Raw genomic sequence first — 23,744 nt, 5'->3', positions numbered from 1 at the left:
CCGTGCCTCCTTAGTCGGCTGAGTGTTTGTTTCATATGCCGGCTACGAGTCAACGCAAGCAATGGAGTCAGGCCCTCCCGGTGACGCGGCACCGTCGGCGCGAACCATGATGACCTGCACGCAGACGGGCAGGGACTTGGCGGAAACCCAGGCATTCCACGCAAGCGTGGTCTCATAGGTGCCCTCGGACTGGGCCGTCCTAACCCGCCACTTGTACGTGTCGCCATCCTTGGGCTGCGGATTCGTCCACCTGAAGACGACCAGATTGCCACCCCCGTCATCACGCGCCCCGGCAAGGCCTTGGACGTCGGGAACGGTGCCGCTGTCCAGCGCGTCGGCAGGTGGCTTACTCACCGTTTCGCTGGGCACCACCTTGGGCGGCGCTGAATTGCCCAGGACAATGCCCACGACGACGGCGACGACGAGTACGGCAGCGCCCGCCACCGACAACCAGAGGTTCCGCTTGCTGTGGTCAACGGTCGCCTCCGCTGTTGCGTCATGGACCGGCTGCGGCCTGTTGACCGTGGCGGCGATGTCGGCGTCGCTACGGTTGTCCCGGCCCGCCGGACCGCCCTGCCAGCTTCCCGGCCGCCCCGGGGAACCCCGGTGGACGGTCGCGTCATCGGTGGCATCATGTCCCGGGCCCGGCTGCGACCGTGCCGCCAGGCTCCCCCGCAGCATGGTGCCCTGTGCCCAGTCATCCTGTGTCTCCGGACGACCGGCGGGTCCCGGAACCGGCCCCGAAGGTGCGGGCGGAGCCGAAGGTATGACGGGAGTTAACCCGGAAGGAGCCGCGGGGCGTGTCCTGGCCGGGAACGTGGGGACGTGCCCGGTCTGGTCGGGGTCCACAGCGGCGATGCTCCGAACCCGGGTTTCCTCGAAGCCGTCGTCCGGGTGGCTGTCGTCGGCGTGCGCCTCCTCGAGGACCTCGAAGGGGGTGACCGACAGGTTCAGTTCCGCCTGGATCCGCTGCAATGCCAGTGCGAAGGCATGGGCCGAGGAGTACCGGGAGGCGGCCGACTTGGCCATCGCCGTGGAGAGCGCCAGTTCCAGCGATTCGGGGACGTCAGCGCGTCCCAGCCGGGGCACGGGTGAGTTGGTAATCCGGGAAATCAGTTCGCGCTGGGAGTTGTCGGCACCCGGAAGGACGAACGGTGACCGTCCGGCCAGGAGGGTGTACAGGGTGGCGCCCAGGGCCCAGACGTCCACCATCACGCCGTCCACGGGACCGTCCCGGAATTGTTCAGGCGGGGACCAGGGGATCGACATGCCAGCATCTTCGTCCGCGTCGCTGCCGAGGGTGCCGGAAATGCCGAAGTCGGTCAACGCCGGACGGTTGTAGTCAGTGACCAGGATATTTGCCGGTTTGATGTCCCGGTGGGCGATGCCGGCCCGGTGGGCGGTCTCGACGGCGGATGCCACCTGTATCCCGACGGCAAGGACTTCGTCCACGCTGAACCGCTGACGGCGGTAGCGGACGTCCAGGCTGGGCCGGGAGCAGTACTCCATCGCCAGGTAGGAATGGCCGTCCTTGGTAACTTCGGCTTCGAAGATGGTGACGATGTACGGGTGCGAGGACAGCTGGGCCATAAGGTTTGCTTCGGATTCGAAGCGGCGCCGGGCACCCTCGGTCTTCAGGTCGGACAGGAGCACTTTGACGGCGACCTTGCGCCGTGGCCTGTCCTGTTCGTATAAGTAGACGTCGGAGAACCCGCCTGAACCGAGCAGGCTGATGTAGGTGAAGCCGGGAATCGGGGGCGGCGGGGCAACGGGCCGCTTGGAACTCATAGAATCTCCTCGAACCGCAGCGAGACGTCGTCGCCGAGTTCTGCAATATCACCATCTAAAAGGATGGCCATCTCGTTCTGGGCAAGGCGCCTGGGTGGCTGGCCCTCCCGGACCAGGACGGTGCCGTTGGTGGCTTTGAGGTCGCACAGCATCACGTGCCAGCCTTCAAGCCGGATTTCGACATGTGACCGGGAAATGTCGCCGCTGGGACTGGCCACCTGGACGAGCTTCGGCATGCCGCCGCCTTGGACCCGGGATACGGAGGGCTGGCGGCCGATCACGAGTGACTGGTCCAGGTCGATCAGGTCACCGGTGGATACCCGGACACGCCCCAGCCGTGGCCGCCGTACCTGCACGGCGTCGGAGCCCAGTGCCAGACCGCAGCCGGCGCACTGCGAGTGCGTCGGCGGGTTCGCGTGTCCTTGCGGGCACACACGGGCCAGAACCATGGGACCCGTCGCCGGGGCGTTTGCAACGGCCGGCGCCGGCGCCTGCGGGGCAACCCCGAGCCCAAGGTCGCTTTTCATGATCGTTTCGCCGTCGTGGTCGCCTTCCGGCGCCGGGGGCACCGCTGACAGGCTTTGCCAGTCGGGCGTCTCGGCTGACGACGGCTGCGCGGACGGCTCCGGAACGAACGACGGCGGCACGGACGGCCGGGCCGGCTGGTCGCCGCTGGTGTTCCAAGGGACTGAGTCGATCAGTCCGCCATGCTGGGCGGGGATCAGGGGCGCGACCGGCATGCTCGGCGGGCCGGGGACAGCTGGCTGTGCGGGGACCTGCGACGGTTCCTGCACGGCTGCTTCCTGCTGATCGCCTCCGTCGGCGGATTCCTCCGGGCTGTCCGACTGCTCGCCGCTGCGGTTCCCGGGCTGGTTCCCGGGCAACTCCTCGGGCTCCTCCTCGGGTTCGTCCCGCACCGCGGCGTCCTCAATGCGGCGCATCACGGTCTTGTCCCACAGGTGGTCGTAACTTCCGGTGAGCTCGTTTGCGGGAACCGGCTCCGGCGCCTCGGTCCCGGCGACGGTATGGGGAACCTCCGTGCCGTGGGCATCCGTAGCCGCATTGTCCGAGCCCGTATCGTCCGGCAGGCCGGGCGTTCCATCGTTCGTGTACTCAAGGTCGTCGGGAAGACCCATCACGGTCTCGGCCGACGCACCGTGTTCAGCCGGCGCTTCGCGAACCGGTTCCGGAACCTCCGCCGGCGCTTGCGCGGGTTCCACTGATGCCGCAGGCACCTCCGCCGCCGGGACTTCGGCCACGGGCGCTTCAGCGACCGACACTTCAGCGACGGGCACTTTGGCCACGGGCACTTCAGCGACAAACACTTCAGCGACGGGCACCGCAGCCGGTCCGGCCGCTTCCGTTCGGGGCGTTTCCGGCATCGGCGGCAAGGCAGCGGCAATGTGTCCCACAGTGAGGCTCTGCATCAGCACAACCCCCTCCCGCAGCGGGAGTTCGGCCGCCTCGGCCGAGACGCCGGGAACGGGAGCGTCGCCGGGAACCGTGACCTTGTACCATTGCGGTTCGCTGAGCCGGCGTTCGGTCCAGGTGGTCACGTCGCTGCCGTTCAGCTCCACCGGTCCTGCGGCAAGCCCGGCTGTCAGCTCGATGTCACCCCGAAGGAACACGCGCAGGGAATCCCGGAACTCCACGATGCCGAACCACGGAATCTGAGCCAGGGAGCCGGAGGAAGCACTGGTCACCGCATGCAACACTTCATGGACCTCGGGCTCGCCGCCCAGAAGCTCCCACAGTGAGTCCACGAGGCCGGGCGGTGTCGCGGGCGCCAGCAGCACAGCGGTCCCTGACCGGACCACCCCCAGCCAGGTTCCCGGCGTGTAGCTACTTGAGACCATCGTTGCGGTCCTCGTCTTCGTTGACGGCATCCGGATCCTCCACGGCCGGGGCCTGGTCTGAAGAGTCCGGTGCATCCGCGGGCCCTACGGCACCGGGAGCCTCGGGAAGTTCCTCTGTGTCTACCGCGGTGCTGTCGAGCACTTCGGTGCGCGGCAGTGTGTCCTCGTCCTCGACGGCGGGACGCGGCGCGGTGTCCGTGCCGGCGTCGTTCATGACATTCTTGGCATCCACAACGATCACGGTGACGTTGTCACGGCCGCCGCTGCGGAGTGCCGCCTGGATGAGGGCGTCAACGGCGTCCTGGGGATGGCCCACCGTGCTGAGGATGCGGAACATATGGTCGTCCGTGAGCTCGGCGTTCAGGCCGTCCGAGCAGACCATGATGCGGTCGCCTTCCTCGACGGGCAGCAGCCAGTAATCGGCTTCCGTCTCGTCGCCTGTCCCCAGCGCGCGGGTCACCACGTGCCTGCGCGGATGTACTGCTGCCTGCTCCTTGGTGATTTCGCCGGCGTCCACAAGTTCCTGCACTTCGGAATGGTCAACGCTGACCTGCGTGAATTCGCCCTGGCTCAGCCGGTAGGTCCGCGAGTCGCCGATGTTCACGACCAGCCAGTAAGGGACGCCCATTTGTTCCACAACCACGACTCCGGAGAGCGTGGTCCCGGCCCGCGAGCCGGTGGCCGTGCGGATGCGTTCATCGGCACTGACCAGGTACTGCTGGACGACGTCGGCCGTGGCGGTCCGTTCCCCATTAGCCAGCTGCGGCATCCCGGCAAGCGTCCGGACACAGATTCCGCTGGCGATCTCGCCCGCTTCGTGGCCTCCCATGCCGTCCGCGACCGCGAACACCGGATCCGAGGCTATGAACGAATCCTCATTGAGTTCCCGGCGCAGGCCACGGTCGGTGCCGTAGCCGCAGCTCAATTGGAGTCCGGGCTCCCGGCCCGTGTCGGAGGTGGCGGCTGCCGGCTGGGGATTCATGCCTGTCCTAGGTGGAAGGTGCGGTCACCGAAGTGCACGGTGGACCCTGGGCGTACATAGGCGGGTTCCCCGGCCTGCAAAGCTGTTCGGATGCCGTCAGGGGTGGTGACGGCGCTGCCGTTGGTTGAGTTGCGGTCTGTGACCCAGACGCCGCCGTTGTCCTCGAGAAGGTGCAGGTGGGTCTTGGAGATGGAACGGCCGGGGTCGGCGACTGCCAGCAGCTGCGCGATATCTTCGCCCGGCAGCCCGCGCGGATTACGCCCGATGAGGACGCTGCGGTCAAGCTGGAAATCACGGCCGTCGTCCAGCCGGATCCGCAGCACGGCAACCGGTGCCGGGGCGGCTTGGCCGCGCATTTGGGTGCGGTCGTGGTCGTCGTCCGGGTGGAAGCCCCACGCCGGAACCGAGGGTGCCTGCGCCGTCGGTGCCTGCGCCGTCGGGCCCTGGATCGGGGCAGGCCCCGGCTGGATCCCGACGGGGGCAGGCCCGGCGGGCTCCGCTTGGGCAGGCGCCACCGGTGGAACAGGGGCCGCCGCGGCCGGGGCCGCCCACGGCTGGGGGGTCGCCGGCGGCTGCCACTGGTTCGGGTTCAGGGGTGGCTGCGGAACAGCGACAGGCTGGTTGGAGCCCTGGACCGGAGCGCCCTGGGGGTTGATGACCTGGGCATTGGTGACCTGGGGGTTGATGACCTGGGCATTGGTGGGTGCTTGCGCGGTTTGCGCCGGCATCGCTTGGGCCGGCCTGCCCGCCGCACCCGCAATCGGGGAGGACACCTGCTGCACAGGCGGAAGGTCCAGCGGCGCGAAACTGTACGGACCTTGGATGCCGCCGCTTGTCACGGGGTTGCGTCCGGCGTTGACGTCGAAGACGAGGGTCTTGGCCGCGGTGTCATGCCAGCCCCTGAGCCTGCCGTTCTTGTCCCAGGAGTTGGAAACCACCACTACGAACGCCCAGGCGACGCCGAGCAGCAACAGTGGCACAAGGATCCAGAGGGCGGCCTCGAACCACTTGAAAACCACCACGAGCACGGCTGCCACCACGGAAAGGATGAGTCCCGCCCCCGTGATGAGGCCCCGCAGGAAAACGGGCCCGGCGCCAGGGGCGTACCCGTCAGGGTCGGTGCTGCGGATGCCCATGAGCCGGTTGCCGATGGTGTTGCCGGTGCGTCCTTCGATTCCGAGCTGGACCAGCATGTAAACCACGGTGATGCCAACGGCGATGCTGCCCAGCAGCACCAGCGTGCCCGTGTTGTAGATGATGAAGCCGCCGCTCTGGGTGCGCGTGATGGTGGTGAACCCGATGGTGAGCATTGCCACCAGCAACGCGGCCGGCCCCACCCAGTCGAGCACGGCGGCGCCCAGGCGCCGTCCGGCCGCTGCGGGAATCAAGTCCAGCTTGCCACCCATTCCGGTACCTCCCCCTTGTACGTCGGCGGCGGCGTCCGCCCCTGCCTGCGCTACGGGGATACTACCGGGAATCGGGCTGCCATGCGCGGCGGACCGCTCCATCAGCTCCCGCTGCGAGTGGTCGATGTTCCGGACATTGCGGGCGGCCCTGTTAGTGAGAGGGGCCCCGCAGGCCGGGCAGAACGTCGCTCCGGGACGTATCAGCTGCTGGCAGCGCTGGCAGCGCTCAGGGTCGTGCATCATGGTTCGTTGCGGTTCTCTCTCAAATCGCGCCGTAGCACGGTCTGTTCATCGTCCGTCGCGGACGCGGCAGGGCCCGACGGTGCCGGACCGCCATCCACCCTACCCGCGGGTTCCGGTTTTGCCGTCCGGACAGGCCGGAGGCCCTTCAGCTTGAGTGCGGTCCTGCCGTCCGACAGGAGGGAACGCGGCGAGAAACGGGCAGCTTGCCGTCCCCAGAAACCCACGGTGGCGGTCATTTCCTTCAGCGAGCCGTCCACGATGGTCCAGTACTCCTGGACCTCTGTTTCGCTGGGCTGGCCGGCACCGAAAATGGAAGCATCGGCACGGTGCGCCAGCAGCGTGGTGGTGCCCGCCGTTCCGGGGAATGCCTCGCCAAGGACGACGGCGGACTCCCGTCGTGTTGCGCGGGTGTCCACGGCGGCACCCATGTCTGTTGCGAGGCTGACTACTTCGTTCCAGCCGCCGCCAACCCGTTGGGCCGGATGTCCGTCAGAGAAACGGGCCTTGCGGCGCCGGCTCTTGAGCAGCGCGATGAGCAGCAGCGGCAGCGCCAGGGTTCCGATGGGGATCAGGGCAATGCCGATTGCGGTGAGGATGGGCCCCCAGAACAGCCACGGATTGTTCTTCTTCTGGTCCGCGTCCAGCGCGTCCGGGGAGGAGTCCGGCGGCAGGTCGGCCGGCTCCTGCGGCGGGGGCGGCGGCTGCAGGACCTGGGGCTTGGGCTTGGACTTGTTCTCCGGGTCCGGCGGAATCGGGACGTTGTCCTTGGGCGGAGTGGGGTCGAAGGACACCCAGCCGACACGGTCGAAGGCCACCTCTACCCAGGCGTGGACGTCCTTGCCGGTGATCTTCACTTCTCCGGCACCGTTCTCAGGGCTCTTCGGATCAGGGTAGAAACCCATCACTACCCGCGACGGGATACCCAGGTGCCGCAGCATCAGCGACATCGCCACGGCGTACTGCTCGTCGTCACCCAGCATCTGCTTGGCAGTCAGGAGGCTGCGGATGCGTGCCGAACCGTGCCCGGACACGCTCGGCAGCTGGCCGTCGTCGATCAGGCCGTTGCTGAACGCCCCCTTCTTCTGGAAGTGGGCCTCGATCTGCCGGACCCGGTCGATTGCCGTGGGAGCATCTGCGGACAGGTCATTGGCCTGCGAACCGACCACGGGCGGTACTTCCGCGGCGTCCGGCAGAGCCACCTTGGCGAAGTCGTACTGCGTCAGCTGGCCATGTTCGAGTTTTGCGGGATCGGATACCTGGACGCTGTACGCATCGCCCTTCGCGAGGCCCTTGGTGGTAACCGCGGTGTCCGTCCCGGAGTTGAAGTACAGACCGGACGCGGCTCCGGAAGAGTCCCCGGTGAAACTGATTCCAGTGGTGCGGCGGCCACCGGGCAGGAAGTACCCCTGGTAATCCTCAATGGTGATATCCAGCGTGTAATCGTTGCTGGGTACAATTCCGTCGGAACCGGCCAGGGTGTTGAGGGACTTCGCGTCCCCCACCTTGCTGAAGTTACCGGAGCTGTCCGGGTCCATGTTGTAGTTGGTGCCGTTGAAGGCGTCCAGCGCCGCAAGCCTGACTCGTCCGTCCCGTGGCAGCCCCTTCACGACGAAAAGATTGTCGTCCTTCTTGTCTTTGACGAAGTTGCGGAAGCTCGCCAAGGGGGTGATGTAGTCCTTCGGGTCGAACGGCGGAACGATCGTGTTGCGAAGGACCGTCCTGTCATCACTGGCGGTAACCAGCGGCGAAGCCACAGCGGTGATGGCAACGCAGGCAGCTATGACTCCGGCGGTGGATCCCAGCCGGCGAACCCTGGCGCGGCGCGTGGTGGCCGCGTCCGACTCCGGCCGGTTCACGGACACCTTGCGCGTGTCGCGGCGCCGGTGCGCGTCCCGGCGGAAGGTAGCCCAGGCCACCGCCACCACCGTCAGCGAAATTCCGCGCTCCACATTGAGGAAGCCGGCGTTGGTGCTGAACGCGATACCGGTGACGAACAACACCAGGACGGGCAGGAGTGGCCAGTAAGGGCTCTTCAACCGCCACGTCATCAGCCCTGCGGACAGCGCCGTGATGAGCGCGCTGAGGAAAGGGACTATGAGCATCCCCCCGGCGGTTCCCACCGGAACACCAACCGTCAGCATGTCCTTCCAGGAAAAGACGACGCCGAGCAGGAGGGTCCGCAGCGACTCCAGCGTGGGAACAAAACCGGCGATGGCCGCGTCCGGCACTGCCAGCAGGGTGCCCAGGACCAGGTACGAGCCGAGCGTGGCGGCCGCGGTGATCAGCGTCCCCAGCCTGAAGTGTGCGTTGGCTGCTGCAATTCCAAGCCCGAGCAGGATCCCGCCGAATCCGGCAATCAGATAGTAGGGGTCGCCGCCGAAGCTGAGGCTAAACCCGAGGACCCCCAGCCCCAGCAGGACAACCAGAGCACCGGCGTCGAGCGCAAAATGCCAGGCGGGCTGCCCGTCGCTGAAGACGGAGGGCTGTGGCTGGGCGGGCTGCCTGCGCGGTCGGAAAGCGGGCGCGGAGCTCATGCAGCCGCCTTCCTGAGGATGATGGCGAGGTCGGACAGGTCTCCCAGCGTCAGGACTGTCAGGTCCGCAATGTTGGCACGCGCGGGCGCTGCGCCCGTCTGGAGGCGGACGGCGAGGCTGCGCACTCCCGGCGCCACCGAGGCAGCGGCCGAGCGAAGCTGGGCGGGAGTGACCCGGCTGCCCACAACGAAGAAGACCACCGAAGCATTCGGGATGGTGTCGGCTAGCGTCCGGGCAAGGTCGACGGCGGTCTTCCGCATCGGTGAACCCACGATCCGGGTCATGTCGTCGAGCATGTTCCGGCCCGTTTCGCACCGGAGGGGCCCCTTCTGGGTGAGCACATCGAGTTCGCGCTGCTCGCGGATTGCCTGGCGCCCGATGGACGCGGCGGCGGAAATGGCCAACTCGAATTCCTGCTCGGACTCGTACTCGTCCGTGTTGATGGAGAGCGAGATGGCAAGGTGCGCGCGGCGGGTCTCTTCGAACTGCCGCACCATAAGCTTGTTGGTCCGGGCTGTGGTTTTCCAGTGGATGTGGCGGCGGTCGTCGCCCGGCACGTAGTCGCGGAGGGCGTGGAACGACACATCCGCACTGGACAGGTCCGTGGTGGGCATGCCCTCAAGATCGCGGATGAAACCGGCGGCGGAACCGGCCAGGGCAACCGTTCGAGGGTGTACGTAGAGGTCTTCCGGCTCAGTCCACAGCACTTGGCGCCGCAACAGGTGAAGGGGGTCGGCGCGGACCGACCGCACCGGACCCACCATGATCACCGCGCGCCGGGCCGTGGGAATAGTGAACAGGTCCTCGTGGACCTGCTGCGGTTTCATCCGCGGCAGGTGAAAGACGGCAGTTGCGGCCCCCACGGGGAGCTCCAGTGCGGCCGGCAGGAGGGGGCGCGTGGAGGTGTTGGACACCGCGATGCTACCGACGGCGCTGTCCCCTACTGCCACCCTGGTCCTGGCCAGGTCCAGCACCACACCATAGGAGGAGCGGCCCAGGATGAAGCCGACGGCGAGGACAAACAGGACGAAGGCTGCCACCGCGGCGGCCTTCGCCTCCTGCCAGCCGTAGGCCTGGCCGACGCTCCACAGCAGAATGGAAGCGGCCAGGACGGACCAGCCCAGGACGCTCACCACCGAGAGCACCGGCCAGGCGTACTTCAGCCAGAGACCGCGGACGTTGGACCAGACGGGTGCAAGTGCGAGGCCGGCCGTGCTGACGGCTTCGGACCACATGGCGGCCGGGTGCAGCCGGGACGCCGCCCCGTCACTGGAAAACCGCCTCTTCAGGCGTTCAGCAAGCCGGGTCAACGGAGTGCTGCTGGACATATCTGTGCCTTTGTTCGCGCGTGAGTCGTGCCGGAACGGTGAGGGCACCTTTAGACGCCGGCGCGCTGCTGCGGGGCAGCGACCTCGGTCAGGACGCGGGCCAGCACAGCTTCCGCGGTGGCGCCGGAGAATTCGGCTTCCGGATCCATCACAAAGCGGTGGGTCCAGACCACGCTGGCAAGATCCTTCACGTCATCCGGAAGAACGAAGTTGCGGCCCTGGCTTGCTGCCCAGACCTTGGCGGCCCGGACCATGGCCAGGGCACCGCGGACGGAGACACCGAGCCGGGTCTCAGGGGCGTTGCGGGTCTCCTCGCAAAGCCGCGAGATGTATTCCAATACCGCGGTGTCCACGTGGGTCGTGGCGGCCAGGTCCGCCATGTCGCCGATTGCCTGCGTGGTGATGACGGCGGTGATTTCCTTGGACCGGTCCTTGAGGTTGGCGCCGCCGAGCAGTTTCACGGTTGACGCGTGGTCCGGGTAGCCAATGGAGGTCTTGATCAGGAAGCGGTCCAGCTGGGCTTCGGGCAGGCGGTAGGTGCCCGCCTGTTCGATCGGGTTCTGCGTGGCCATCACCATGAAGGGGCGGCCGGCTTCGTACGTGGTGCCGTCGACAGTGACCCGCGATTCCTCCATGACCTCGAGGAGGGCGGACTGTGTCTTGGGCGACGCACGGTTGATTTCGTCAGCCAGCACGATGTTGTTGAAGATGGGGCCCTTGTGGAACTCGAACTTCTGCGTCTTCTGGTCGTAGATTGTTACGCCCGTGACGTCGGAGGGCAGCAGGTCCGGGGTGAACTGGATGCGGTTGTTGGAGCCCTGCACCGTCGCTGCCAGGGCGCGCGCCAGGGAGGTCTTGCCGGTCCCGGGCGCATCCTCGAAGAGGACATGCCCTTCGGCCAGCATGGCTGTGAAGGTCAGGCGGATGACGTGGGCCTTGCCCAGGACCGCCTGCCCTACATTGGCAACGAGCTTCTCGAACGTACCTGCAAACCAGGCGGCCTGCTCAGTTGTCATGGTCATGGGTGAATCCTCTTCCGGGTTCGGGTGAAACTTCGGGCCGCTGCCCGCTTCGTCCAGCGATTAGTCTATTTGTTTCGGTCTTGTCGGTTTCACCGCTTGGGCATGCCTGCCGGCGGTCCTGAGTTTTCCCTGCTCGTTGTGTCATGTCGCACGAAGTTTCCGGCGGCCGGCCCCGACGTCAGGTGGTACCAGATTCCACTCGGGTTATCGCTGCTCTGGTACCAGACGACGTAGTAGTCGGACTGGGCCGTGACGCCGGCGTTCATCCACTTGCCCGGGGAGATGCAGCTTGAGGGATTGCCTTCACGGAAGCTGTCGGTGTTCCTGCTGGGCTCAGTGCAGCTGCGGACCGGGGTCACAGTGATATCCCAGGATGTCGGAGCCGGAGGCGGCGGTTCCGCCCCGCTGCGCGAGGTATCGCTGCCGATTCGGCCCGGCTGCCCTGCGCTGATGGCCCGGACACGCAACTGGACCGTCTCGCTGTATCCAACAGCCTTCGAGAACGACCGCTGGTCGGTGTTCTGCCAGCCTCCGCCGTCCACGCTGTACTGGTAGCCGGTTACCGCACGGCCGTTTCCGCTGGGCTGGTTCCAGGTCCAGGAGACCGTCCTGTCCCCGACGCCGCTGCTATTGCTGCCGGTAACGGTAGGCGCGAAGGCCAGCCCGTAGGGGTTCACGCTGTTCGATGCGGGGCTTGCGTCGCCGGCAGTGGAGCTACGGGAAGAAACAGCCCAAACAACCACGGCGGTATCGGTGCCGTTGGCTGCTGACACGATTCCGCCGCCGGCGGGTATGTTGCCGCTGCCGCCGCCGGAAGTCAGCCTGTACTTGTAGGTGATTTCGCCGGCTGTCGAACCGTTGCGCTGCGCATCGGTCAGGATAGGGAACCTCACATCGATCTTCCCGCCGTCGCCGCCGGTGTCGTAGAGGGTCGCGGTCGGTTTGCCGACCATGTCCGGCTTGCCCACCGCCCGCACGGCCGCGGATTGCGCGCTCGTGCCGGAGGTGCCGGCCTTGTTGGTGGCCGACACGGTGAAGGTGTAGCCCGACTCGGAGTTATCCACCGTGACGTTCTGCGACGTCCCGGAAACCTGCTGCGTGGCCACGACGGCCCCGCCCCTCAGCGTGGTCAGCGTGTACGCCGAGATGGCATCGCCGTTGTTGTTCGGCGCCGTCCAGTCCACCTTGAGCTGGCTCTGCGTGCCCACGGAGCTTGCCGCTGCCGCGCTGGGCGCGGCCGGGGTCACGGGAACACCGGCCGGGGTTTCCGCCGCGGAGTAGGCGCTCCATTCGGACGGCTCCTTGGCATCGTTGCGCGCCAGGACCCGGACCTTGTAGGCCACGCCGTTCTGCAGGCCCTTCCAGACGTAGCTGAGGGACGTCAGGTTCTGGATCTGGGCGTTCTGCCCGGCGGGTGCCGGGGAGATCTCCAGGTCATAGGACTTGACGGGCGAGCCCTTGCTGGCCGGAGCGGACCAGGCAACGGTGAGTTGCTTGTCGCCGAACTTCAGCGCCGGGGCAACCGGAGTGTCGGGCTTGACGTCCGGACGGACCTCGGCTGAAGCCGGAGACCTGTCCGATTCGCCAAACTCGTTCGTGGCCGTGACCTGGAAGTGGTACTTGGTGTTGTTGACCAGGCTGTTCAGGGTGCAGGAGTTGGCCGGGCAGTCCTGCTGGTAGCCGCCCTCGCCGTACACCGTGTACTTGGTAATGGGTGAGCCGCGGTCCGCCGGTGCAGTCCAGTTCAGCAGGGCCGTCTGGTCACCAACGCTCTGCGCCTGCGGGGTGGCGGGGGCCAGCGGCTTGTCCTTCACCGTCAGGCGGATCCGTGCCGTGGCGTGCCGCGAAGTTTCCCCGGTCTTGTCCGCCACGGTGTAGGACACAATCAGTGTTCCGGTGAAGCCGGGTGCGGGGGTCACACTGACGTTGCCTCCGGCCACCTCAACGTTGCCACTGCCTGTCTCCGTTGCGGCTGAGACGATCTTCAGCGGCGTTTCGGGGAACGGGTTGGAGTCGTTGGCGAGGACATCTACGGACACGGTCTTGCCGGCGGCCGCGTTGGGCTCAAGGTCGTCACTGGCTACAGGTTTGGGCCGGTTGGACGCCGTGACAGCGAGCTGGAACGTTGCGGTCGCTTCCAGTCCCCGTGAATCCTTCGCCTTGACCTGGACCGCTCCGGACGTGCCGGTGGCCATTGAGCCGTCGACGGATGTTTTCAGGGTCTTGCCGTCAATGCGGGCATTGAAGCCGGCGGGGCCGTCCCCCACGAGTTCGTACTTCATGTTGTCCATGTCATCCCGGTCCGGGTCCGAGGTCAGCCGGCCCAGGTCGGTGTCCGCAGATTCACCCTTGGGAACGTCCACCGAGCTTCCCAGCAGGGTTGGCGGGTTGTTCCGGTTGGGATCCGGCAGAACCTTGGTCCGGATGCTGAGGGTCGATTTCAGCCCTTCCGCGTCATCCGGGCCGGAGCCGTCGGTGACTTCGAAGCTGATGGAGCCGGGTCCCACGTAGTCCTGACCGGCCGTGTACTTGATGGCCGCGCCGTTTCCGGCTACGGGATCCCCGCCGTCGGCGCCGATCAGCTTGATCCGGTCGGTCTGGGTGAGGCGCGGCGATCGCCCGTCGCGGACCTTCACCCATTCCTTCAGGTCAACCGTTACCGACTGTCCGGCAATGACTTCAAGGACCTCGTCCTTGGCGAGCGTGGGGACCTGCTGGCCGACGCCGGGCACCCAGATGATGGCGGTCGACTTCTGTCCGTCCACGTCCTCGACGCTGTACGGGATGAGCTGGGGCTGCTCCGTCAGGTCCACGATCATATTGCCGTCGGTGCCGGGCCGGGCAGTGGTGGCGTCCGTGGCGATCTTGAGATTCTCCCCCACGCCGTCCGGGTCTTCGTCGTTCTTCAGTACCGGTACGTCGACGGCGGTCTTGCCCAGCGTCTGGGCGGAGGTCACGCGGTCATCCCTGGCGATGGGTGCCTGCAACGGCACGTCATTGCGGACGTTCACCCGGATGGTGGCCTGGGCCGAGGCGCCGCGGTCATCGGCAATCTTGTAGCGGACATTGACGGTGCCCTCGCTGGCCGGGGCCTGCAGGATGATGCGTCCGCTCGTCTTGCTCACCGTCGCCTGGAGTTCCGCGGGCGCCTCGATGCCGTCACTGACTATGCCGATGGGGTCGCCGTCGGGGTCGGTGTCGTTTCCGGTGGCGTCCACCGCAATCTGGCGTCCCGGGCGGACCTGGATGTCGTCATCAACAGGAGTTGGCTTCTGGTTCGCGTCGCCGCGCGGCGCGATGCCCACGGTGACCGTGCCGGTGTTGACGGCACCCTGCCGGTCCACCACCTTGTAGCGGAAGGTGTCCGTGCCAGCGCCGTCGCCCGCTGCGGTGAAGTCGATAAAGTTGCTGCCGACAGTCGCGGTGCCCATGTTGGGGGTGCTGTCGATGCCGGTCAGCTGGACCGAGTCGCCGTCGGGATCGATGCCGTCCAGTTCCACCGGGATGCGGACCGAGCCGGCCGCCACCACCCTCGCCGTCAGGTTCTTCGGTTGCGGCCGGGAGTTCTCGGCGCCTTCCAGAGGGAGGATGTGGATGGTTACGGCCGCAGCGCTCTTCTGGCCCTGCGGATCAACGGCGTTGTAGATGGCCCGGACCGTCTTCGGCTGCGGCCCTGCGATGAACCGGAGGGTGTTCTCCGAGACGAAGCTCTTGCCGTCCTCTTCGGCCACTGCCTGCGGCAGCACCGGATCCACAGTCAGCTTTTCACCCTGCGGGTGGGTGTCATTGGCCAGCACCGGAATGGTGACGACGTCGTTGACCCGGACGTTCACTTCGTCCGGTTTGGGCTGGGGGGCCTCGACCACGGCGGGTGCCGGAACCGGCACCACAGAGACGCTGCCGGTGGCGGACTTCCGGCCGTTGGACATCGTGTACTGGAAGAGGAAGGGATCCTTGGTGCCAAGGACGTCGGTGATCCGCAAGACGCTGTGGTCGATCACGCTCACCGATGCGGTGGTGTTTTCCGGAAGCTGGACCGACTGCAGGACAAGCACTCCCCCGGAGGGGTCGGAGTCGTTGGCCAGCGGGTCGAGGAGGACGCTTCCGCCGGTAGGCATAAGTGCCACGTCGTGGACCGCCACGGGATCGCCGGTGTCCTTGCCGGATTCGACGTCAACGCGGATGAGACCCTGGCTGCTTTGCGGACCGTTGCTGGCGATATAGGTCAGGTAGACGGGTCCTGCGGTCTCGCTGCGGAACGTGAACGTTCCGCCATCGGTGACGGGGCCGAGTTCGGCCGGGCCGGAGGCTTCCACCTGGGCAAGCCGCAAGGCGCCGCCGTTGGGATCGACGTCGTTCTTCAGCGGTGCGATCACCAGGTCCTGGCCGACGACGGCGGTGACGTGGTCGGCGTTGACCACCGGAGCCAGCGCCCCGGGCGGCTGGACGTTGACGACTACCTCGCCGGTGGTGGTGTCGCGGCCGTCCCAGACCGATACGGTGACGGTCTTCTTGCCGGGCGCGGCCCCGGAATCCTGGTAGGTGAGCAGCCCGTCGCGGCGGACCTTGACCTGGTCCTGGTCGTTGTCTGCCTTGGCGTCCATCAGCACAAGGTCATCGCCGTCGGGGTCGGTCCAGTCGGTGAGGATGTTCTGGCTGACGGTTTTCCCCTGCTCCACCAGCATGGTGGTGGGCTCACCGCGCTTGAACACGGGCGGTTTGTTCTCGTCAGGACCAACTACATTCAGCGAGACCTGTCCTCCCGCGGAAAGCCCGCGGCCGTCCGCCGCGTTGTAGCCGAACGTTTCGCTGCCGGGCTTGGCGTCGGCCGGCACGGTGATCTGGAAGGCCGTCCCCCCGTAGATGTTCTGCAGGGTGCCCGAGGTGGGACCGGAACTGCCGACTGACGCGGTTAGAACGTCGCCGTCGGGATCCGAGTCGTTGTCCAGGACGCTGAGGATGGTGGTGCGACCGGGCCGTACGCCGACGGCGTCAGGCTTGGTCTCCGGCGGCCGGTTGGGTTTGGTGCGGTCCGGCAGGATGTTGATCGTGTTGTTGTCAGCCGACTCCTGGTCCTGGTCATCGGACTGGTTCTTGGGCGGGACGACGTCGTCCCAGTTGTTGACCAGCTGCATGTTCTGGTTGACCAGCCACACATTGCCCGAGTTCACGTCGTTCAGGACCACCAGGTCCCGGTTCACCCGGAACACATACGACGGCGATGCACTCGCCTTGGGCACATCAACGTTCTTGTCATCGGCATCATTTACACAGTCGCGGACGTACTTGTTCGCGCCCGACCACGCCGCGTGGATGCACCCGCCCAGCTGCACCGGCGCAGCCGGAACACCCTCACCGTCAAACGACACAGTCTTCGCCGTGGACCCGTCCAGCGGCTGCTTCAGCAACGCCTTGTGCGTCGCCACGGCCACAGTGTCAGCGGCCGGACCGGACTGCTGCAGCTTCGCATCCCGCGCCTCCGCCAGATCCAGCGCACGCCCGCCCGGCAGGAACAGCTTCCCGCGGCTTGCATCCAGCACCACCGGTTTGTCCCCCACCACCGCCAGCTGAAGATCACCTGCGCCCTTAAGCTCGTTCCACGTGTTGGACTCGGTGGACGTTGTCTCACCGTTCGAGTCCACGGTCGTGACGGTCACAGCGCCAGACTTGGGATCGGCACTGTAAATCCGGTTGTCGGAACCGACAGCGGAAACCAGGCCTTCGGAGCCGACCAGGGCTGGCTCGGTGGCTTCCTCGTCGAAGGCGTTGACGGTCGATGGAGACAGCGCCCAGACCTTGCCCTTGGCGGGATCGGTCACCGAAATGACCTCGGACCCGAAGCTGACATCCGCCGAACCGGGCAACTGCTTGTCGCCGCCGAGCTGCATGTTGGCCGGGGAAACCTGGTTGAGGGTGGAACCGGTTTCGTCGTCGACGAAGACGTCGCCGGAATTCTGCAGGATATCGAAGGTGGTACTTGCCGGTGTCACCGCACCGTCAAGCACACGCGAAGGGTAATTGAGCCGGCCAACAGCATTCTTGGCTTTGCTGACTACCCACACTCCGCCGTCGTTCAATTCCACCTCAGTGGTCTTGAACCCCGGATAGATCACCGCACCGGCCACCAGAGCAGCACCGGCCACCGCAAAAACGGTGCCCGAAACCAACTTCCTGCGGCGCTCCCTGAGACCCAGCTTGCCGAACAGAGTTGTCACAAGTTTTCAAATCCCTCAAAATCGCAGCCGCCCCCAGGGCAGCGTTTCCAAAGACCCGGTACCGGGCTCTCTGTTTCCCGCGATAGCCTATCCAACCATTTGCCGGACCGCGATGGGGAGCACTCCCCAACGGCCCGATCTGCGGGTTCTTCCGTAACAGGGCTCAGCACTGCAGTTCCCGCGGGAGCCGCATTCCGGGCATGCCAGGACCCGCTGTGCAAAATAGCCGGATCAGTCCGACTATGTCATAAGACCATCAATTTTAGAAACATGCGCCGGCAGTTCCCGGCTGCGGGAACACGGGCTCGGATCTCAATCGAGGATCAGGCCCCGGCCGCTGCCACGCTGCAGCAGTACGGGATGGATTTCGCCGAAGCCGCGGACTTCCTCGGCCTGCTGAGGCTCCAGGACAAACCGTTCGTCGTGTTCCAGCGCTGCGGCGGTCATCGAATCGACGAGGACAGTACCCGGATCGGCCAGCGACGTCAGACGGGCAGCGAGGTTGACGGTAGGGCCGTAGATGTCGCCGAGGCGCGAGAGGATGCGGCCCCACACCATGGCAACCCGGGCTTGCGGAAGGATTTCATCCTCGGTGAAGGCATGTGACAGCGCGAGCGAAATTTCGGCACCGGCTGCCGGTGTCTCGGCAATGTAGAGGACTTCATCCCCCACTGTTTTCACGAGCCGGCCGCCACCGACGGAAATGATCTCGGCGCACTTGTTCTCAAAGCGCTGGACCAGCTGCGCGAGCGTCTTCTCATTCATGCGCCGGGAAAGGCTCGTATAGGACACCAGGTCCGCAAAGCCCACAGCCCGGGCTAGGGGCAGCGGGGCGTCATCCTCGTCGCCTTCACGGCCCTCTTCACTGGCCTGCAGTCCGGCTTCGGCCCGTACGGCAAGCCTCTGGACACCGGCGTTGAGCTGCCGTCGCCAGGAGTAAGTCAGCATTTCTTCCAGGGCATCCACAAGGGACGGCAGTTGCTTAACCAGCATCTTGCGGGCCACGGCGTCCGGTACGCCCTGCTGGTGCACCAAATCCTCCACGAGGGCTTCGATCTGCCACACCACCATGCGGTCAGTCATTTGCCCGATGGCACGGGTAACGGAGATTGCTGCCTCTTCGGTAAGCGCCCCCGTCCGGACGAGGTCCACCACAGTGGACAGGGCCGCCTGGTCACGTTCCGTGAAGGCAACATCTTCGTCGCCGAGGTTGGGGAACCCCAGGGCACGCCAAAGCTTGCGGGCGGACAGCAGGGACAGCCCCGCACCGGCCGCCACCTCACGGCGGCGCAGCTTGCGTTCCCCGCCAAGGAGCCTGGCCTCGAGCGCCTTGGCGGCGAGCCGTTCGGCGGAAAGGGTTCCGGTGGGAGTGGGTTCGACGGTCTCCGCGGACCGGCTTACGCCAGCAGGATCATACGGCTCAGGATCGTGGGGTATCGGGTGGTGCACTGCCGGTCGGGCATCGGCAGGGTGACCAGGGAGTGTCGCACCGAGCACCGGGGCCTCCACGGAGACAGCGTCGAGCGAGGCCCCGTCAACGAAGGCACTGTCCACCAATGACGGGGGCGGCTCCAACGAGACCGTTTCCAGGGTGGCGGTTTCCAGCACAGCGGCTTCGAGCGTGGCGGATTCCACTACGGCGTCCGGCGGCGAGGGAAGCTCTGACGGCTCCACGTCGTTCACAGGCCCGGCATTCTCAGCGCTCATCTCTTCCACCTTCTCTCGTATCCCATTGCTCCCTCGTATCCCACGGCTCCCTCATATCCCACGGCCGGTACTGCGGCGCGTCCCCCGCATCGCCCTGCACCCGGTCGGCCTCAAAAATCACGCCGTCCGGCAGCTCATCAATCGCATCGAGGACGAAGTTCCGGAACTTCGCGGCCTCCGGAACGTCCGGGATCACGGCGTCAGCACCATGCCCGGTATCCAACGATATATTCCCGGATCGCAATATGCGTTGCCACAGCGACTGGCTGACTCCGACGTGGCGTACGGATGCGAGCGAGATCTGCACGTCCCGCCTGCGCAACATGCCGTAACGGGCAACTATCCGCCTGCTGGTCAATATGTACTGGGTGGCGTGCCATCTCAGCAGTCGCGGCAGGCAGTACCCCAACAGTATCCACGCAACTCCGGCGACGCACACTGCGACAAGCCAAAGCGTCCATTCCTTGGTAATCAGCGGCACCAGCCTGGCCGGTTCGCCTTTGACGATCCAGGCACTCGCGAAGGCACCCAAAGCGGGCGCAACGATGAACAGCAGCCCTGGAAATGCCAGCTTCCGGGGCTGAGGCCGGGTAACAGTGATGACCTGTTCCCCCGGCAGGAGGTCTTTACGCATATCCGCTTTCCGCGGTTCCGGTCTGCGAACCCGCCGCGCCCGGCGGCGTCCACGGCCGGAGGTGGACCACGTCACCGGCAGTCACCACGTGCTCGTGCTTGCCCGCATCGACCACCAGCAGGGAGCCGTATTCGTCCAGGCGGGATGCGTGACCGATGATTTCGTGGTCACCGGGCAACTGCGCGCGCACCTGCTTGCCGAGGGTGGACATCACCGCTTCAACACGCTTGTGCAGCGACGGCCCGCCGGCCATCCCGGCGGCGGGGTCGCCGTCGGCATTGCAGAAGTTGCGGTACAGGGAGGCAAAGCGCGACAGGTAACTCTTGAGCAGCGTGGTCCGGTCGACGGTCCGGGCACTTTCCAGCAGCACGGACGTGGCCGTGGGAACAGGGAGCTCCGCGGCGGTCAATGTCACGTTGAGGCCGGTGCCGAGGATAACGGGAGGGACGGTTCCATCCCCCATGGGTCCCAGCTGCGCCAGGATGCCCGCGATCTTCCGGCCCCGCACCATGACGTCGTTGGGCCATTTGATCTCGGCGGGGATGCCTGCCGTTTCCAGGAGCGCCTCCCGCAGGGCAAGGGCCGCGAGCAGCGAGAACCAGGAGTAGCTGTGGGTGGGCAGCGGCCGTCCGTCCGAGTTGACCGGCCGGAGGACTACTGAGACAGACACCGAGCTCAGCGGAGGCGCCTCCCAGTGGCGGTCGAGCCGGCCGCGCGCTGCCGTCTGGTGCTCTGCCGTCAGCACGGAGAGGTCCGGCCAGGCATGCGGGTCCACGGCCACCCCCTGCAGGAGGTCCGCATTGGTGGAGCCGGTCGAGTCCACCACAATGAGCTGCGCTATCCCGTTGGCCGCCAGGAAATCCTCGCCACTCAACTCGTTCCTATTGAGTCCGACCCGGGCCGCGGACACCGGCTGGGCCGCGGAAGGCTCCTCCGGGTTGCTCTCGGGAGAAGGCACGTTGCTCGGGTCCATGCCGTCGGCAGGCTGTGGGGCGTCCATAGTTGAATCCTACCGAGTTGCCGCAGCTGCGGCGGCGGCCCACGGCGTTCTCAGAGGAAAATGTCAGGGACCAGCCGGCCCTCCGGCACCCCGAGGCTATATGGGGAGAAATCGGTCACGCCGGCCGCAGCGAGCACCTGTTCGTCCGTGTAGAAATTGCCGCTCCGCGAGCCTCCGTCGCCCACTGCATTGCTGCGCGTCAGCACCGCGTGTGCCGCATCCGCGACGATCTCCGGACCGCGTGCGGCCTTGACCATGTTCTCGCCTCCGGGCATGTTGCGAATGGCGGCAGTGTCTATCAGGGTGCAGGGCCAAAGCGAGTTGACGTCGATGCCGTCTCCCCTGAGTTCCTCGGCCAGTCCGAGCGTGGTCAGGCTCATGCCATATTTGGCCATCGTGTAGGCAAGGTGCATTCCGGCCCACTTGGGGTCAAGGTTCAGGGGCGGCGAAAGGGTCAGGATATTGGCGGACGATGAGCGGCGAAGTGCCGGCAGTGACAGCTTGGACAGCAGGAAGGTGCCGCGGACATTGATGTCCTGCATGAGGTCATAGCGTTTCATGTCCACGGCGTCGGTCTTGGAAAGGTCAATGGCCGAGGCGTTGTTGATCACAGTGTCGATGCCGCCAAACCGTTCGACAGCAGCGGCAACTGCACCGGCCACGTCGTCGTCATTGCGCACGTCTCCGACGATCGGGAGCGCCTGGCCGCCAGCAGCCTCCAACTCTTCGGCGGCGCTGTAAACCGTTCCTTCGAGTTTGGCGTGCGGCTGACCGGTTTTTGCCATCAGCACTATATTGGCGCCGTCGCGGGCGGCGCGGAGGGCTATCGCCAGACCGATACCGCGGCTGCCGCCGGACATCAGGATAGTGCGGCCTTTAAGGGAACCGGCGGCCTGGTACGGCCCTGCGGCGGTGCCCGAAGCATCGTTGCTTGAAGTCATGAGGCAACTCTAACCGAACTATGTTACCGGTGGGTAACATAGCGGTCGGCGTCACTCAGGGGCAGAAAATTGTAGGGTTTCTACAGCGGTCCGTGCGAATAGCGTCACTAGACTTGCCAGCAGGGTCCTGTTTTTGTGCGGAAGCTACTTAAGCGCCGATGCATCACAGGGCCAGCGACTATCAGCTACAGAGCCGGAGACACTTGATGAGCCACGATCTGACAACGACAGCGGGCAAGATTGCAGACTTCCGCGACCGCCAGGCTCGTGCCGAGCAGCCTTCCGGCCCGGAAGCAATCGAAAAGCAGCACGCCCGGGGCAAGAACACCGCGCGTGAACGCATCGACCTCCTTTTGGACGAGGGCTCCTTCGTCGAGTTCGACGCCCTTGCAGTGCACCGCTCCACTTCCTTCGGTATGGAGAAGAAGAAGCCGCTCGGCGACGGGCTCGTGTCCGGCTACGGCACCGTGGACGGCCGTCCCGTAGCGGTCTACAGCCAGGACTTCTCCGTCTACGGCGGCTCGCTGAGCCAGGTCAACGGCGAGAAGATCGTCAAGGTGCAGGAGTTCGCACTCCGCAACGGCTGCCCGGTGGTGGGCATCCTCGACGGCGGCGGTGCGCGCATCCAGGAAGGCGTCGCTTCCCTGGCCATGTTCGCGGACATCTTCCGCAACAACGTCCACGCTTCCGGCGTCGTCCCGCAGATTTCGCTCATCATGGGCCCCTCCGCCGGCGGCGCGGCCTACTCCCCCGCCCTGACCGACTACGTGGTCATGGTGGACAAGACCTCGCACATGTTCATCACCGGCCCTGACGTGATCAAGACCGTCACCGGTGAGGACGTTGACATGGAGACCCTCGGCGGTGCGCGGCAGCACAACGCCACCACCGGAACGTCCACATACCTGGCCTCGGACGAGGCAGACGCCGTCGAATTCGTCCGCGAGCTCCTGGACTTCCTGCCCTCCAACAACCTGGCCGAGGCCCCTGTCCTGGAGCACCAGCAGGAACTGGAAGTCGACGACGACGACCTCGCCCTGGACTCGCTGATCCCGGATTCCGCCAACCAGCCCTACGACATGCGCAAGGTCGTTGAGCAGATCGTGGACGACGCCCACTTCCTGGAAATGCAGGCCCTCTACGCGCCCAACGTGATGATCGGCTACGGCCGCATCGAAGGCCACACCGTGGGAATCGTGGCCAACCAGCCCATGCAGTTCGCGGGCACCCTCGACATCTCGGCCTCGGAAAAGGCCGCCCGCTTCGTGCGGCACTGCGATGCCTTCAATATCCCCATCATCACGCTCGTGGACGTGCCCGGTTTCCTCCCCGGCAAGGACCAGGAATTCCAGGGCATCATCCGCCGCGGCGCCAAGCTCCTCTACGCCTACGCCGAGGCCACGGTTCCCAAGCTCACCGTGATCACCCGCAAGGCCTACGGCGGCGCGTACATCGTCATGGGTTCCAAGAAGCTCGGCGCCGACCTGAACCTGGCTTGGCCCACCGCGCAGATCGGCGTCATGGGCGCACAGGGCGCCGTCAACATTCTTTACCGCCGCGAGCTCGCCGCCGTCGCTGAGAACGGCGGGGACGTCGAGGCGAAGCGCGCGGAGGTCATCCGGCAATACGAAGAAGAGCTCCTTAACCCCTATCAGGCGGCCCAGCTTGGCTATGTGGACGCCGTCATCGCACCATCCGAAACCCGGGTGCAGATCATCAAGGGCCTGCGTGCCCTCCGGGACAAGCGCGCCAGCCTTCCCGCCAAGAAGCACGGAAACATCCCGCTGTGACGCCGGAAGCGGAGCCGGCCGCCCTGCCGGCGGTGAACGAAACAGCACCCGAAACGGCCGCCGCGGAGCCACTGTTCTCCGTGGTCAAGGGCGAACCCACGGACGTGGAGCTAGCGGCGCTGGCCGCCGTCGTACTGTCCCTTGGCACGTCCGCGGCAGAAGGCAAGTCGAAGCCCAGCGTCCGCCAGTGGGTCCGCCGGCAGCAGCTGCGCCTGGCCCCCACACCGGGGCCGGGCGCCTGGAAGCGCAGCCGGGGCTAAGCCGGCGCCGAAAGGCCGCCGCAGCCAGCGGCAACTGA

At 66.2% G+C, this 23,744-nt stretch carries 14 protein-coding genes; 2 read left to right on the top strand and 12 right to left on the bottom strand.

Annotated elements, in window-relative coordinates:
• Positions 1-42: 42 nt before the first annotated feature.
• The 12 genes from J2S97_RS11855 to J2S97_RS11800 all read right to left on the bottom strand — a co-directional run bounded on the left by J2S97_RS11855 (position 43) and on the right by J2S97_RS11800 (position 21,656).
• Positions 43-1,788 carry a serine/threonine-protein kinase gene (locus J2S97_RS11855; RefSeq protein ID WP_307049605.1) on the bottom strand — a complete coding sequence of 582 codons (1,746 nt, stop codon included), beginning with the start codon at positions 1,786-1,788 and terminating at the stop codon, positions 43-45.
• A complete protein-coding gene (locus J2S97_RS11850) occupies positions 1,785-3,644 on the bottom strand; it encodes an FHA domain-containing protein (protein WP_307049603.1) in 1,860 nt (619 codons plus the stop codon). Before J2S97_RS11850 ends, J2S97_RS11855 begins: the two co-directional genes overlap by 4 nt.
• Positions 3,631-4,626, bottom strand: a complete 996-nt coding sequence (locus tag J2S97_RS11845) for a PP2C family protein-serine/threonine phosphatase (RefSeq protein ID WP_307049601.1) — start codon at positions 4,624-4,626, stop codon at positions 3,631-3,633. Before J2S97_RS11845 ends, J2S97_RS11850 begins: the two co-directional genes overlap by 14 nt.
• Positions 4,623-6,275 carry an RDD family protein gene (locus J2S97_RS11840; RefSeq protein WP_307049599.1) on the bottom strand — a complete coding sequence of 551 codons (1,653 nt, stop codon included), beginning with the start codon at positions 6,273-6,275 and terminating at the stop codon, positions 4,623-4,625. The genes J2S97_RS11845 and J2S97_RS11840 overlap by 4 nt, the downstream gene beginning before the upstream one ends.
• Positions 6,272-8,809, bottom strand: coding sequence for a transglutaminase family protein (locus J2S97_RS11835; protein ID WP_307049597.1), 2,538 nt, complete (start codon positions 8,807-8,809; stop codon positions 6,272-6,274). Before J2S97_RS11835 ends, J2S97_RS11840 begins: the two co-directional genes overlap by 4 nt.
• Positions 8,806-10,137, bottom strand: a complete 1,332-nt coding sequence (locus J2S97_RS11830; protein WP_307049594.1) for a DUF58 domain-containing protein — start codon at positions 10,135-10,137, stop codon at positions 8,806-8,808. The genes J2S97_RS11835 and J2S97_RS11830 overlap by 4 nt, the downstream gene beginning before the upstream one ends.
• 50 nt (positions 10,138-10,187) lie before the next feature.
• Positions 10,188-11,159 carry an AAA family ATPase gene (locus J2S97_RS11825; RefSeq protein ID WP_104172632.1) on the bottom strand — a complete coding sequence of 324 codons (972 nt, stop codon included), beginning with the start codon at positions 11,157-11,159 and terminating at the stop codon, positions 10,188-10,190.
• Between the two features lie 89 nt (positions 11,160-11,248).
• Positions 11,249-17,374 (bottom strand): Ig-like domain-containing protein, encoded by a 6,126-nt coding sequence (locus J2S97_RS11820; protein WP_307049592.1) that lies wholly within the window; start codon positions 17,372-17,374, stop codon positions 11,249-11,251.
• Between the two features lie 312 nt (positions 17,375-17,686).
• Positions 17,687-19,081 (bottom strand): adenylate/guanylate cyclase domain-containing protein, encoded by a 1,395-nt coding sequence (locus tag J2S97_RS11815; protein ID WP_307049590.1) that lies wholly within the window; start codon positions 19,079-19,081, stop codon positions 17,687-17,689.
• Positions 19,071-19,715, bottom strand: a complete 645-nt coding sequence (locus tag J2S97_RS11810; protein WP_307049588.1) for a PH domain-containing protein — start codon at positions 19,713-19,715, stop codon at positions 19,071-19,073. Before J2S97_RS11810 ends, J2S97_RS11815 begins: the two co-directional genes overlap by 11 nt.
• Positions 19,708-20,715 carry a biotin--[acetyl-CoA-carboxylase] ligase gene (locus J2S97_RS11805; RefSeq protein ID WP_307049586.1) on the bottom strand — a complete coding sequence of 336 codons (1,008 nt, stop codon included), beginning with the start codon at positions 20,713-20,715 and terminating at the stop codon, positions 19,708-19,710. The genes J2S97_RS11810 and J2S97_RS11805 overlap by 8 nt, the downstream gene beginning before the upstream one ends.
• A gap of 50 nt (positions 20,716-20,765) precedes the next feature.
• Positions 20,766-21,656 carry an SDR family oxidoreductase gene (locus tag J2S97_RS11800; protein WP_307049584.1) on the bottom strand — a complete coding sequence of 297 codons (891 nt, stop codon included), beginning with the start codon at positions 21,654-21,656 and terminating at the stop codon, positions 20,766-20,768.
• A 206-nt stretch (positions 21,657-21,862) separates the two neighbouring features.
• Here J2S97_RS11800 and J2S97_RS11795 point away from each other — a divergent pair, with 206 nt between their 5' ends.
• Complete coding sequence (locus J2S97_RS11795) at positions 21,863-23,446, top strand: acyl-CoA carboxylase subunit beta (protein WP_307049582.1); 1,584 nt, start codon at positions 21,863-21,865, stop codon at positions 23,444-23,446.
• Entirely contained in the window at positions 23,443-23,706 is a 264-nt protein-coding gene (locus J2S97_RS11790) for an acyl-CoA carboxylase subunit epsilon (RefSeq protein ID WP_373460549.1), read from the top strand. The genes J2S97_RS11795 and J2S97_RS11790 overlap by 4 nt, the downstream gene beginning before the upstream one ends.
• Positions 23,707-23,744: the final 38 nt, after the last annotated feature.

The organism is Arthrobacter oryzae, from assembly GCF_030812315.1.
Classification (GTDB): domain Bacteria; phylum Actinomycetota; class Actinomycetes; order Actinomycetales; family Micrococcaceae; genus Arthrobacter; species Arthrobacter oryzae_B.
The sequence above is the reverse complement of the archived record's forward strand: the minus strand, read 5'-3'. Positions and strand labels throughout refer to the sequence as shown.